This is a genomic window from Desulfitibacter alkalitolerans DSM 16504 (genome assembly GCF_000620305.1).
GTDB classification, from domain to species: Bacteria; Bacillota; DSM-16504; order Desulfitibacterales; family Desulfitibacteraceae; genus Desulfitibacter; species Desulfitibacter alkalitolerans.
Genome location: NZ_KK211102.1, coordinates 230,639 through 244,647, shown reverse-complemented (window position 1 = coordinate 244,647; position 14,009 = coordinate 230,639). Strand labels below are relative to the sequence as shown.

Annotated in this window: 12 protein-coding genes; 11 read left to right on the top strand and 1 reads right to left on the bottom strand. The window is 36.7% G+C overall.

Translation table 11 applies throughout. The annotated features are described in order from the left end of the window. The first annotated feature begins 394 nt into the window (after positions 1 to 394). On the top strand, positions 395 to 1,204 hold the full coding sequence (locus K364_RS24435; RefSeq protein ID WP_169734762.1) for an Abi family protein: 810 nt from the start codon (positions 395 to 397) through the stop codon (positions 1,202 to 1,204). Positions 1,205 to 1,326: 122 nt separating this feature from the next. After that, a complete protein-coding gene (locus tag K364_RS27975) occupies positions 1,327 to 1,497 on the top strand; it encodes a helix-turn-helix domain-containing protein (RefSeq protein WP_084295935.1) in 171 nt (56 codons plus the stop codon). Between the two features lie 323 nt (positions 1,498 to 1,820). Here K364_RS27975 and K364_RS26330 read toward each other — a convergent pair whose 3' ends face one another. After that, positions 1,821 to 2,027 (bottom strand): tyrosine-type recombinase/integrase, encoded by a 207-nt coding sequence (locus tag K364_RS26330; RefSeq protein ID WP_084295934.1) that lies wholly within the window; start codon positions 2,025 to 2,027, stop codon positions 1,821 to 1,823. Between the two features lie 176 nt (positions 2,028 to 2,203). Between K364_RS26330 and K364_RS0115390 the strand changes: the two genes are divergently transcribed. From K364_RS0115390 to K364_RS0115345, 9 genes are all read left to right on the top strand, one after another. After that, positions 2,204 to 2,809 carry a DUF3800 domain-containing protein gene (locus tag K364_RS0115390; protein ID WP_156946495.1) on the top strand — a complete coding sequence of 202 codons (606 nt, stop codon included), beginning with the start codon at positions 2,204 to 2,206 and terminating at the stop codon, positions 2,807 to 2,809. A gap of 1,205 nt (positions 2,810 to 4,014) precedes the next feature. Continuing rightward, complete coding sequence (locus K364_RS0115380; RefSeq protein WP_028308755.1) at positions 4,015 to 4,806, top strand: AlbA family DNA-binding domain-containing protein; 792 nt, start codon at positions 4,015 to 4,017, stop codon at positions 4,804 to 4,806. Between the two features lie 10 nt (positions 4,807 to 4,816). Then, positions 4,817 to 5,521, top strand: coding sequence for an ATP-binding protein (locus K364_RS0115375; RefSeq protein WP_084295932.1), 705 nt, complete (start codon positions 4,817 to 4,819; stop codon positions 5,519 to 5,521). A 733-nt stretch (positions 5,522 to 6,254) separates the two neighbouring features. Continuing rightward, on the top strand, positions 6,255 to 7,556 hold the full coding sequence (locus K364_RS26975) for a DUF1186 domain-containing protein (RefSeq protein WP_028308753.1): 1,302 nt from the start codon (positions 6,255 to 6,257) through the stop codon (positions 7,554 to 7,556). A gap of 155 nt (positions 7,557 to 7,711) precedes the next feature. Continuing rightward, complete coding sequence (locus K364_RS0115365; RefSeq protein ID WP_028308752.1) at positions 7,712 to 9,421, top strand: sigma-54 interaction domain-containing protein; 1,710 nt, start codon at positions 7,712 to 7,714, stop codon at positions 9,419 to 9,421. A 325-nt stretch (positions 9,422 to 9,746) separates the two neighbouring features. Further along, the gene (locus tag K364_RS24425; RefSeq protein WP_051534130.1) at positions 9,747 to 10,823 is read left to right on the top strand and encodes a uroporphyrinogen decarboxylase family protein; all 1,077 of its coding nucleotides are present in this window, start codon (positions 9,747 to 9,749) and stop codon (positions 10,821 to 10,823) included. Positions 10,824 to 10,883: 60 nt separating this feature from the next. Continuing rightward, positions 10,884 to 12,017, top strand: coding sequence for a TRAP transporter substrate-binding protein DctP (gene dctP / locus K364_RS0115355; RefSeq protein WP_028308751.1), 1,134 nt, complete (start codon positions 10,884 to 10,886; stop codon positions 12,015 to 12,017). 87 nt (positions 12,018 to 12,104) lie between these two features. Beyond that, on the top strand, positions 12,105 to 12,620 hold the full coding sequence (locus K364_RS0115350; RefSeq protein WP_028308750.1) for a TRAP transporter small permease subunit: 516 nt from the start codon (positions 12,105 to 12,107) through the stop codon (positions 12,618 to 12,620). Then, complete coding sequence (locus K364_RS0115345) at positions 12,620 to 13,936, top strand: TRAP transporter large permease (RefSeq protein ID WP_028308749.1); 1,317 nt, start codon at positions 12,620 to 12,622, stop codon at positions 13,934 to 13,936. The genes K364_RS0115350 and K364_RS0115345 overlap by 1 nt, the downstream gene beginning before the upstream one ends. Positions 13,937 to 14,009: the final 73 nt, after the last annotated feature.

Below are 14,009 nucleotides of genomic sequence, written 5' to 3'. Positions count from 1 at the left end.
TTCGTGATTTAATCACTTTGGAGAGACCCAAGTAAAAACTAAAACAGTCATAATAAGCACACATGTTTTATAAAATCCATCATATACCAATAAAAAAGGAGTGGGGGAAGATGGGGTAAAATTATTTCCTTGCGTAATATATAGGTTACATTTCCCTGATTATAAAGTTTGATTTTTTAAATAAAATGTTTGATTTTCTGAATATGTTGATATACTATATTAGTAACAGAGCTCACCACGCCTCTTGGCCAGCTTAGCTGCCGAATGCGGACCAGGGTGAGACGTTTTTTTATATTGGAGAGGATAAGATATGCCTGATAACCCTTCAGAGCATTCATTAAAGAAGCCACCCTTAACATATGATCAGCAAATTGAGCTTCTTAAAAGTAGGAATTTGATTATAAAAAATGAGGATTTTGCAAAGAGAATACTATCTCATGTTAATTATTACCGGTTAAGTGGTTATAGCTTGCATTTAAGGCACAATGATGTTTTCCATGAAGGTGTAACTTTTGAAGGTATTTACCAGATATATCAGTTTGATAAAAAGCTAAGATACTTATTATTAGACTTAATTGAGACAGTTGAAATTTCATTTAGAACACATATAGCATATTATTTAGCTCATAAGTATGGACCTTTTAGTTACTTGGAGAGCTCTTTCTTTGAGAATGAAAAACACCATCTTCAGTTTTTAGAAGAATTTGAAAAACAGGTGACAAGAAACCATAATAAAGAGCTTTTTGTTAGGCATCACACAAATCTCTATGAAGGGAAATTCCCCGTCTGGGTTGCGACTGAATTATTCTCTTTTGGCATGCTATCTAGATTTTTCAGCAATTTAAAAAAACATGACAAGGATGCTATATCAAAGGTCCATTACACCTTTCCTTCAGTTTATATAACCACCTGGTTAAGGTCTCTAGGTACTCTTAGAAATACTTGTGCTCATTATTGCAGGCTTTACAATAAGTATTATAATGATACCCCAAAGCTACCCTCAGAAGCTAAAGAGAATGACATACAGTACAATGGATTATATGCCAATATATATATTCTAAAATTCCTCATTGATGATCGCGATAAATGGACCTCTTTTATTATTAACTTAGAGGCTCTCATGCAAGAGTATAATGCAGTAGATATATCCTTGCTAGGTTTTCCTGAGGACAAAGATTGGGTAAAACTTCTTAAGAAAGCCTAAGTGGATTCTTTTTTTATACCACTTTGTTAGTAATTCTTAATAAAAGGTGGGAATATCTACATAAAGACAATTCCTTATATAAAAAGCTCATACATTGTTGTACTATATGGAAAATTGACAGCATGAGGTGCAGAATGGCAAAAATTAGGCTTCGCGAATTACGCAAAGAAAAAGGTATAAGTATGCGGGAATTGGCAAAAAGATCTAGGGTGAGCAAGTCGTACATTTCAGCAATTGAGAACGGAGAGTCATCTCCGACTGTAGATATTATTGCAAACTGTGTCGAGCGCTAAAATGTGACTTAGATGATTTGATTGAATGCCGCTAAGGAAGTGCATTGAGAGCAATTCGTCGGCAGGGCAGAATGTACAACATTTTTACAACAATTTTTCAAATAAATTCAAAAATACTAGAAAATATTCAAGACTACTTCAAAACATTAAATTGCGGACAAGCTCAGATAGATTTATCCTATTTATATACCTAGGAGATACTAGGAAATGCTTTAAAATACTACATTGGTAGACTTCAAATCCAGTGGGCCGTAGCGATCCTGCGGTCGGTGGGTTCGATTCCCACACGCTCCCGCCAAAAAATACAGCAGTTTTCACAGCAGTTATTCGCTAACCTCTCCTGTTTTAGGAGGGGTTCTTTTATCGGCAAATAAGTCATTTATCATGTTAGAAGCCTCCTCCTGCATTCCAGGTGTTAGATGACTGTACAAATTTAGGGTTATGCCAATAGTTGAGTGGCCTAGTCTTTCTTGAATCACCTTAGGGTTTATGCCTCTCTTAAGCAGCAGGCTTGCGTGGGAATGTCTAATTTAGCCTGACCTTTGGGAGTTCAACTTTCTTTAACAAGCCCTGAAATCTTTTTGTGAATTCTCTTTGTTTGCTTAGGTTTGGTTGTGGTCACAATCGGCAGTTTTAGAAGCTGATTTTTAAAGGATTTATGCTCCTATAAGAAGAATTAGATAAAAAAATTACGAAATAATATTCGTTGTTCTTCAGGAGGATAATAAATGCCAAGATATTTTATATAGATGAATCGGGTTGTAATGGGGATTATGTATTTGTGGCCATTTGCGTAGAAAATCCAATGATTCCTCAAAATATAATAAAGAACTGGCGCAGCTGGATGAAAAACCGATTAGGTAAAGGTTTTCATCAAAACGAATACCATGACCATACCGCTTCAGATGTAGAAAGAAAAAAGGTGCTTACTTTAATTTCTAAGAATAAAGAAATTATAAAATGTTGGGGAATTGTTTTAAAAGGTTATGGAGGAGACCATAAAAGAAAGTATGCTACAGCTATTGTAGAACTGCTAAAACATTGCCAAATCACGGAAGATGATATAATTATTGCAGTTGATAGAGTTGAAAAAAGTTCAATTAATATGAATAAACATATTAGAAAGGTTAAACAGATGTTAGGTATGAGCAAGTTGGAAATAGGATTTACGGAATCGGAAAAAGAAAAGGGCATTCAAATAGCGGATGCTATTGCCGGGTGTATTTCTAGAGAGTGCTTTGTAAGACCTAAATCTCCTTCACACTTTGGATTGATAGCTGGGCTAATGGTGAAGGATATTAAATTCATATAAAAACAAACAGTATGACCGTTGTGTCACAGGCACCTTTTTAGAAACCACCAAGCACATCATGTTTGTTTACATATGTCGCTACGCTCTAAAAAGGAATTACCACTGCACCTCTGCCCACTCCCGCAGGCTGGCCATACTGGATATCTCTTAGTGTGCTTAATTTTATAGTATTTTATACTATATGACAACAACGTTATTCTATGTTAATAGGGCATATTCCTTCTCTTTTCCATAGTTATTTTGCATTTTTTACAACTTTTTATTGATTTATAGCAAGTTTATCATCATTTTTCAAAAGTTCATACCTCTTTTATTGATATACCATTTTGATAGTCTGGTTTATTTTTTCCCCCGGATTTTCTCATGCCCAGCTTGGAAGTAAACGCTCTGACTGCTCAATTAAGGGTAGGACTGACACAGAGAGCTAGCAATTTCTGGGGCCGTAGCATAAAGCGAAAACTGCTGCATCGAAAACGTCCCCTGCATGAAGTCAGTGGCAGGGAGTTGAGGGCGTCGAGTCTCACTGACGTAGACGAAGACTGGTAAGATTCTGGAAGTAATGGGAAGGTGCACAGAGTCTGCCCTCCGGTGTACGGGTTGCGGCACCAGAAAAAGGATAAGTGGGCAAAGTAGGGAAGGTCTCGGAACCAGCCAAGACAGTTCCGTATGGCAAAGACCGGGCATATAACCGAGAACCGGGAAATTGTTCGGAGGATTCGAGATTGGCAGATGAGGGCGTATTAAGCAATGACGGTGAGCGACAACATAACGACACCAGAGTCAAGGCCCTCTGGACTGAACGGCCTCTACAACAGCGAAACCTTGAAAGAGGGAGTTAACTAGCACAGAGGCGAAGGCACAGGTAAACCAAAAGAGAACTGCAGATATACGGGAACTGCGTTTAAGTGTAGTGCACTTGCGGGAAGACCTTGTTGACCGACGGGCGTTCAGTTTGAAGCCGGATTGTGGGAAAACCCGATGTCCGGAATTTTAGAGAGGATCCAGGAAACAGGGCTTACGAGTTACTGCGCCTGGGTTCTACTCGGTGAATACCTGGAGCTTTGTCTGAAAGACCGGTCATGAAGAGTGATTTATAGTAGAATAGGATGATGATAGAAATGGAGTCTTTGGTTTATTATTTATTGGGAAATGCAAACTAGGTTCTTATCCGAAAAAATCAAACCAAGTTAGAAGGGGGTGGTAATATGACTAGAGACGAACTATTAGACATTATAGATAATGGTGAATGGGTAGATGTAGAATTTAAGAGAGCAGCTAATAATTTGCCTGCCGATGTTTGGCAAACTGTGAGCGCTTTTGCCAACACAAAAGGCGGTACAATAGGTTTCGGGATAGAGGAGACAGATGGAGGCTTTAATGTCCATGGAGTGGAAAATCCCGAAAAGCTACAGAGTGATTTCCTAACTACATTACGTGGGGAAAAATTCAATATTGCCTTATCAGCAGCTGCAGAACGTCATGAAATAGATGGAAAAATTGTTTTGATCTTTCATATAAATGAGATGCCTAGGCAGGCAAAACCTATTTATTACGGTAACAACATACATAACTCTTTTATTCGGTTGGGGAGCGGGGATCAGCGTTGCTCTCAGGAAGAAATTCAACGAATGCTAAGAGAGGCTTCCGAGCAGTCTAGTGACTCAATGATTTTAGAGGGTTATACAGAGGATGATTTAGAAGTAGATACTATAAAGAAATACCGTAGTTATCTATCTGCCTATGATCCTTCTTCGCCATTATTAAGTTTACAACAAAATGAATTTTTGCAAAGGATTGGTGCTATAAGCATAAGAAGACCAGGTAATACATCCGGGCTTACATTGGCGGGCTTACTATTATTTGGAAAAATAGATTCTATCCAATCTGTGTTGCAGCAGTATGAAAATCAGTATTATTATGTAAGTTCTAATGAGTGGGGAACTGAGGATCGCTGGGACGATCGTGTCATTTGTCAAGAAAACTTGATCGATACATAATTTAATTATTATGGATCGGATTAAACGTCATTTAAATAGCCCTTTTTATATATCTGAAGGACAGAGAAAAGACAATACACCTGTAATGATGGCTATTAGAGAAGCCTTAGTAAACATGCTAATACATCAAGATTTTTTTGAACGAAAGATTGCCCAGGTGCGTCATTTTAGTAATTCTATCAGTTTCATAAATCCTGGATCTGCTCAGCTTAAGGAGGCAGAAGACTTATATATCGGAGACTTAACTGCACCCAGAAACCCTATTATAGCCAAGGCTTTTCGATTAGTTGGTTGGGCTGAAATAGCTGGAACTGGTTTATTGAAGATTATTCATAGTTGGCAAGAAATGAAATTTGAACTTCCTAAAATTGAGAATGATCATGGAAGGTATCAGTTTTCTATTACTTTGTCTCAGCAGCATTTCATTAATGAAGATGATAAAGAGTGGCTTTTCAAATTTGCTGAGTTAGATTTAACCGAACAAGAGAAACTAATATTAGTAGCGGCAAAAAAATATAAATCCATTTCAAATAGTCAAATAAGACTATTATTAGGAATTGAGGATACTTTAACCGTCAGTCAATTACTATCAAAGCTATGTGAGTCTCATAAACCCTTGCTTACAAAGATCGGTACTAAAGGGCGGGGTGTTAGGTACGAATTAAATTCAAAAAAATTTTCTAGAATGCTCTTGGGGAAAATCGAAATCAAGTGAACATATGGTCTTTGATAAAAAGGGTTCCATAGATTACACCAAATTCTATGAAAATAACTTGCCCCTAAATATGCCTATGAGCACACAGCAAATACACAGCAGTTTTAAAATTTTGTGTCATATATGATGCCTAACAGGCTCAATGAAGAAAAAACAAAAAAAACCTAGTCCCCTGCACTGCAAGGAACTAAGGGTCATAGATTATATTGGGCTACCCCCCGCAGAGAGTGCTTTGCAAGACCTAAATCTCCTTCACACTTTGGATTGATAGCTGGGCTAATGGTGAAGGATATTAAATTCATATAAAAACAAACAGTATGACCGTTGTGTCACAGGCACCTTTTTAGAAATCACCGAGCACATCATGTTTAACAGAGACTGCAAAAAAAATTCTTAGTTTAAAAGAAGAACATGCTAGGCTTATTGGAAATACTAGAAATCCTTCGAATGGACTAAAACTACTAGAAAGACTTTTCGAGGAGCCTATAGTAACAACAGCTAAGGTAGCCAAAATTTTAGGTGCTACATATCCAACTGCAAATTCTCTAATATCCGAGTTCTGTGATCTCGGTTTGCTTAATTATGATTCAAGGATTCATAGAAATAGAAAGTTCTTTTATAAACGATACATTGATCTGCTTCAGGTGGGAACAGAACTAGAATTTTAAGTACTTGAGGTCAAGCTTGAAATTCCATTACACTTTAATACTCAATAAAAGGAAGGTAATATAATATGGATTATTTATTAGAAATCAAAAAACAATTTCCAAAAATTAAGCCCTATCAGGAAAATGACTGGGAATGGGAGAATGAAGCTAAAGAATTTTTAAGAAAGGGAGAGCTAGAAAAAGCAGAGAATCTATACAAAAAACTATGCTTGTCTCAACCTGAACATCATGCTGGGTTTGAAGGATTAGCTTATACATATTTAGCAAAAAATGAAACACGTAAAGCCAGTTGGTTTATGCAAGAGGCAATTAAAAGGGCAGAGGAGTTTTTAAAAGATAACTCTATTGACATAGAGGTAATAGATGAAATGAGACATGCTTTAAAGAAAATTAAAGAAGAAAAATCTTTACGTGATAATGATGATTTAAACGATGACACTATAGATATTATGGAGCTGTTGGGTAAGATAACATATTTTGAAGAAAAATTCCACAAAGAAGAATTAGCAGAAATAATTAATAAGAAAGACAAAGCTATTCCCCAACTATTGAATATTATGAAAGATGTTCGAGACAACTACCAAAAATATTTAGAGGATGATTATTTCATCCATGTATATGCAACTTTTTTGCTGGCCCAATTCAAGATTAAAGACTTTTTTGAAATAATTATTGATATTGCCAAACTGCCCGGAAAAATTACACATGAATTATATGGAGATACAATCACAGAAGACTTAGGAAGAATTATTGCTTCAGTTTATAATGGTAATACAAGATTGATCTATGATTTGATAGAGAATAAAGAAGTTGATGAATATGTGAGATGGCAAGGAATAAATGCATTAGTAGTGTTAGCTTTGCAGGGGATATTGAAGCGAGAAGAAGTAATAACTTATTTGAAAAATCTATTGATAAAAAAGGCTAAAGAAAATGATCTTGAAGTCATGGATGGTATAATAAACGGCTTAACTGATTTATATCCAGAAGAAGCCATAGAGGAAATAAAGTGGGCTTATAAAAATCATCTGGTTGATGAAACAATAATTGACCTGGACGATATATTAATGGGACGAGGTATTGGTAAAGAGGCTTACCTTGAAGATAAAAAGTCAGATAGACATGCACAACTAATTGGAGATATTAACGGTGAAATGGGTTGGTGGTATTGTTTTAAAGAAAACCAAAAGAAATTTAATCAGAATTTTAGTCAGAGGTTAGATTCGACCAAAATTGACCCCAAACCCAAACCCAAACCCAAACCATCAAATAAAGCTAATGCAATAGTTAAAGAAACTAAAATAGGAAGAAATGAACCATGCCCATGTAACAGCGGCAAAAAATACAAGAAGTGCTGCGGTAAATAAGGGAACTTTTTGCAGGCCATGAGGTCTGCTTTTCTCATATCTTGGTAGTTGGTGACAAAAAAGGAATTATAAAAAGAATGCAGAAAATTGGATAAACGACAAAATATTAATGACCTATTAGATTGGTATATGGGAGGTGAACGCTATTGCTTCATATGAAATTAAATGACCAGTTCTGGGATGCTATTGTGACTGGAGTTATTGTTGTTGATAAAAAAGGCGAAATTGTCGTTTTTAATAAAGCAGCAGAAAAGATAACAGGTTACAGCAGAGATAAGGCAATTGGCAAATGCATAATAAGTCTTATACCTAACTCAAGTTTGTTAGAAGTTTTAAAAAGTGGTAAAGCTGAGACAAATCAAAGATTAGAAATCAATGGGAGAACCATAGTATCTGATAGGAGCCCTATTTTAGAGGGCAACAATATAGTAGGGGCCATTTCAATTTTTAGAGACATTGGTGATTTAGAAAAACTATCTAAACAGTTGTCATATGTAAAAGAAATAAACAGGGAATTAGATACAATTATTGAATCCATGGATGATGGCTTAGTTCTTGTAGATAAAGATGGCTATGTTATCAGGGTAAATGAAGCATATAAGCGCCTAACTGGTATTACTAATGAAGATTATCTAGGCAAGCATGTAAATAGATTAATTCAGGAGGGTTACATTCAAAAAGCTATTAGCCCTCTAGTGATGGAAAGAAGATCAAAGGTAACAATTATTGATGTGCGTTGTGGAAGGGAACTCCTTCTAACTGGCGTGCCAGTGTTTGATGACAACAACCAGATAACTTGTGTTGTAAATGTGGCAAGGGATATAACAGAACTAAATAAGCTTAAGGCTAAATTGGCAGAAAGCGAACAAACCCAGAATAGATATTTTCATGAGTTGGAGCTATTAAGATCAAGGCAGAACTTCAAACAGATTATTACTAAAAATCCTGAAATGAACCATAAGCTTGAACTGGCTTTTCATGTGGCACAAGTAGATTCATCTGTATTAATACTTGGGGAGACTGGTGTAGGAAAGGAGCTGCTTGCTCAATTAATTCACAGGGCTAGCAAAAGGGCAAACAATCCTTTCATAAAAATAAACTGTGGTGCAATACCGGAAAACTTATTGGAGACTGAACTGTTCGGTTATGAATACGGGGCTTTTACAGGTGCCCTTAAGGAAGGAAAACCTGGTTTGTTTGAACTGGCCCAAAAAGGCACACTATTTCTAGATGAAATTGGCGAGTTGAGTTTAAGCTTACAAGTGAAAATTCTGCGGGCTATCCAGGAAAAGGAAATTACAAGAATTGGCGGCAAGAGCACTATAATGTTAGATGTAAGAATTATTGCAGCTACTAACAGAGATCTTATGGAAATGGTTAAACAAAAAAGATTCAGGGAGGATCTTTTTTATCGGTTAAATGTAGTCCCTATAGAAATTCCTCCTCTTCGAAACAGGAAAGAGGACATAATTCCCTTAGCCAATGAATTCCTAAATAAGATTAACTCTAAATATGGTTTTCAAAAATGGCTTCATCCCGATTTAATCAATCAATTTTTAAATTATGACTGGCCAGGCAACATTAGAGAATTAGAAAACACTATTGAAAGACTAGTAGTGACATCAATTGATGATTGTATTGGCGTTGAAAGCTTCAAGCATAATGCAGTGGATGAACTAAATGATTATAAATATAATTTAGTTAAAAAAGCATCCTTGAAAACTATTTTAGAAGAAAAAGAGAAACAAATAATACATGATGCATACAAAGAAACCAGGAGCACAAGAAAAACAGCAGAGGCCCTGGGGATTTCCCAGTCAAGTGTAGTTAAGAAAATGAAAAAGTACAACCTGGCAGATACATGATTAATTTAAATGCCCTGCATAAATAATATTTATTAACAACACCTGAGTACAATAGTGCTCAAGTGAGTATATTTATGTTCGGGATAATACATTTAAGTGACAATAAAAAGATGAAATTTGCTGTTTTCGTGATTACAATAGTAATCAACGGCACCTGCTTAGCCATTGATAGCCAGTCCATATAGACTGGCATTCTTTTTGCAGTATATTCTAATTAGTAAGAATATTCCGCAAAGCAAGGAGGTGTGCGATTTAACAGCAGCTGGATTTATTTTAACGCCATAATAAATTGTTAATAAATTTAAAAAAATGAGGTGCTTGCTAAATGATTAATAGACCTGACAAACCAGATTTTGAAAGAATTAAAACTGCGTTATATTGTTCTGAACCTGACAGGGTACCTTTAGCAGAACTAATTATTGACCCTAAGATAAAGAATGCATATATGGGTAAAAAGGTTGAAGGATTAAAGGATGATGTGGAATTTTGGGCGGCAGCTGGTTATGACTATATCTTATTGTCCAAGGGTTTGCTTGAACCTGGTCATGTATTAGAAGGCACATCTGTTCAAAAAACAAAAACAGAAACAAGTCTTTATGAAGACGGCATAGAGGAGAGAGATTGGGCTAATCTCCATGAAGGAGTTATAAAAACTGAAGAGGATTTTGAAAAGTATAACTGGCCTAACCCTGATGACCTTGATTACTCAGAATATGAAGACGTTAAAAAATTGCTGCCAGACAATATGAAGGTTATTACTACCTCAGGAAAAATCTTTACATGCGCCTGGATGTTAATGGGATTTGAGCATTTCTGCATGTCCATGTATGATCAACCAGGCCTAGTCCAAAGACTATTTGACAAACTCGGAGAGATACAGTTTAAAGTTTTAGAAAGGGTTTTAGAGCACACTGATGTTGTGCAAGCAGTTTGGATGCCAGATGACATTGCCTATGCAGAAGCCTTGATGGTGTCTCCTGAGCACTTGAGAAAATATTTGTTCCCCTGGTATAAAAAATTCAGCAAAGAATGCAAACTACGATCTCTGCCTTTCATATATCATTCAGATGGAAAACTATGGGACATCTTGGATGATTTAGTTGACATAGGTTTTAATGCTATTCATCCAATTGAGCCAAAGGCAATGGATATTAACCAGCTAAAGGATACGGTTAATGGCAAGTTGTGTATCATGGGCAACCTGGACCTAGGGTATACATTAACTAGAGGTACACCTGAAGAGGTCATCGCCGAAACAAAGGAGAGAATAGCCTATCTAGCTCCTGGTGGCGGGTATTGTGTTGGGGCTAGTAATTCTGTCCCTTCATATGTACCAATAGAGAATTATAAAGCCATGGTTGAAACTACTTTTAAATATGGGAAATACCCGATTAATATTTAGCGTAATCTAACAAAACCAATAGTAGTGGATTTTTAAAAATAAGAAGGAGGCTCAAATGCAATGAAAAAGCATTCTATGATTGTTTTGATAATATTGCTAACTGTATTTATCCTTGCACTATCAGGATGCGGTGGAGGAAACCAAAGTGCTTCTCAAGGATCATCATCAACTGGATTTGCAGAGAGACCAGAATTTGTCTGGAGGATGCAGGTAATCCATAACCCCGGGCAAAGTGATTTTGAGCAAAATGTAAAAACAGCTGAAGAGATATATATAGCAAGTAATGGACGTTTAAAGATAGAGGTGCACCCTAATGGAACTTTCGTGGGCAGTATGGAAGGTTTTCAAGCTTGTGGAGATGGAGTATTTGAAATGCATTCAAGCTGGCCTGTGTATGCTAGAGGAATTGAATATGCATTGTTACCACTAAGCACAGGCAACATGACCATGGATGCAGTTGACAAATATGTTTGGCTTTATGAGCATGGTGGTTGGGAAATAATGCAGAAAGCATTTGACAAGTTGAATTTACAATTTATTGCAGCAGAAGTCTGGGGCACAGAAGTTTTAATGGCTAATGAACCCTTTAAAACAATTGAGGAAATGAGGGGTAAGACGTTTAGGACATCAGATCCAAGGCTGTTGGAGAAAAATGGTGTTGCAGCTATAACCCTGCCATTAGAAGAAGTATTTACTGGACTAGCAACTGGAGCAGTTGACATGGCTGAATTTGGTAATCTGGATTACAATGTGGGTCTTGGCCTTACTGATGTTACCAAATATGGCATCTGGCCCGACTTTTGGAATGTACACTTTGTAACCACTGTTGTAGTAAATAAAGATGCATGGAATCAGCTTCCCCCTGACCTGCAGATGATAGTAAAACTTGGGTTTCAAGCACGAGAATTTCAACACTTAACAAAAAGTCAATATAGGAGTGCTATTGCTATGAATGAACTAGAACAACAAGCAAAAATGGAATTTATCAGAATGTCAGAAGAACAGTGGCCGAAAATGAGGGCTCAAATGTATGAAATAGAGTTGGAGGATATTAAAACCCATGGCGGACTTACTCGTGAAGCTCTAGAATCAAAACATGAATTCATGAAACTATGGTATCCATACAAGGATATTTCTAGATGGTGGGGCTGGGGCTTAACGCCTGAGGAAATGGCTGGATTTGAACTAGACTAGCAACCTTTAAGATTATAAATTACGGGCATCATGGTTTAACCAATGATGCCTGTAATAAATCCTTTGGAGAAAGAGGTGTGAATAAAAATGCTAAATGCATTAGCCAAGGTGTTGTCCAGCATTGACAAAATTAGTGAAAACGTTGGAAAAGCATTTAGTTTTATCGTAATATTAATGGTTATTCTCCAGGTTATAGAGGTTTTTAGGAGATATGTACTTGAGGCGCCAACCATATGGAACTGGGAATTGGTCATGCTGCTGTATGGAGCTCACTTTGTTATGGGAGGAGCATGGGTGCTAAAAAATGATGGGCATGTAAGAACAGATGTAATTTATCATAGATTGACTCCCAAGCAAAAGGCCTGGCTTGACCTTATATTGTTTACTTGTATATTTTTTGTTTTTGCAATAGTAATGACATACAAGGGAACTCTTCATGCATTGTATTCAATCTCGGTGAATGAAAGAACTTATACATTGTGGGCACCGCCTTTTTGGCCGTTAAAAATACTATTTGCTATAGGATTTATAATGCTGCTGCTGCAGGGTTTTGCAAAGTGGCTTAGAGATTTAATATTTATTGTTAAAGGAGAACGAATATAATGGACATAAGTATAATCTTAATTGTCTTTTCTGTCTTTTTATTAGTTCTGCTGCTGGGACATCCACTTTCTTTTACCCTGGGAGGTTTAGCAATTATTTTTGGTGTGACCTTATGGGGGAATATGGGGGTCCTTAATATGTTTATAAGAACCCTTTCTAATCTTGCAACCAGCATTGCTTATGTTGCTATTCCACTTTTCATTTTCATGGGCGCAATTTTAGAGAGGTCAGGAGCTGCCGATGACTTGTTTGAATCCATGTATATAGTTCTTGGTAAACTCAAGGGAGGACTAGCAATTACTACAGTTGTAATATGTACACTCCTTGCTGCTTCCACAGGTATAATAGGAGCTTCAATTACAGTAATGGGTATGCTGGCTATGCCTACAATGCTAAAGCATAAGTATAATCTTAGACTGGCAGCAGGCTCTGTTATGTCTTCGGGATGTTTGGGGACATTAATTCCTCCAAGTATTATTTTAATAATATATGGTGCCCAGGCACAGATTTCCATAGCTAAATTATTTGCCGGTGGTATTGGAGCAGGCCTATTGCTTGCCTTTATGTATATTGCTTACATTGCCATCAGGTGTGCTATTAATCCTAACTATGGTCCTGCAATACCCCAACAGGAAGCCGATAAATATAATGCTTCACAAAAACTAATGATGACTATTAAGTCAATAGCACCTACACTAGGCCTGATATTGGCAGTCCTGGGCTCAATTCTATTCGGTCTTGCAACTCCAACAGAAGCTGCGGCTATTGGTGCATTAGGTGCAGCAATTATAGCCTTGTTTCATAGAAAGTTAAGCTGGAATATGATTAAGGAAAGCTGCTTTGTTACCATGAAAACAACTGCTATGATCATGTGGATAATACTATGTGCATCAATGTTTACAGCGGTTTTCCTGGGACTGGGTGGTGGTAGATTAATCTCAGAGCTCATGCTGGGATTAGATATGAATAGATGGGCCATACTGAGTATAATACTGTTCATTATTCTGATAATGGGCATGTTCATTGATTCTTATGGTGTTCTGCTAATTGGAGTACCTATATTTACACCATTAGTTTATTCTCTTGGTTTTGACCCCATCTGGTTTGGAATAATGTTTGCTGTGATGATTCAAGCGTCTTATATATCTCCACCATTTGCTTATGCTGTTTTTTATTTAAAAGGGGTTTCCCCGCCTGATGTACCAACCATGGAGCTGTATAAAGCTACATTCCCCTTTCTATTGATTCAATTAATTGCTTTAGTCATACTTGCTTTATTCCCACAGATCATTACATGGCTGCCCAGTCTTATATAAGATGGAGTTTTTTTATAAAGATGAACCCAGATGAACTTAGTCTGGGTTTATCTTACACTATCAGAAAATATAA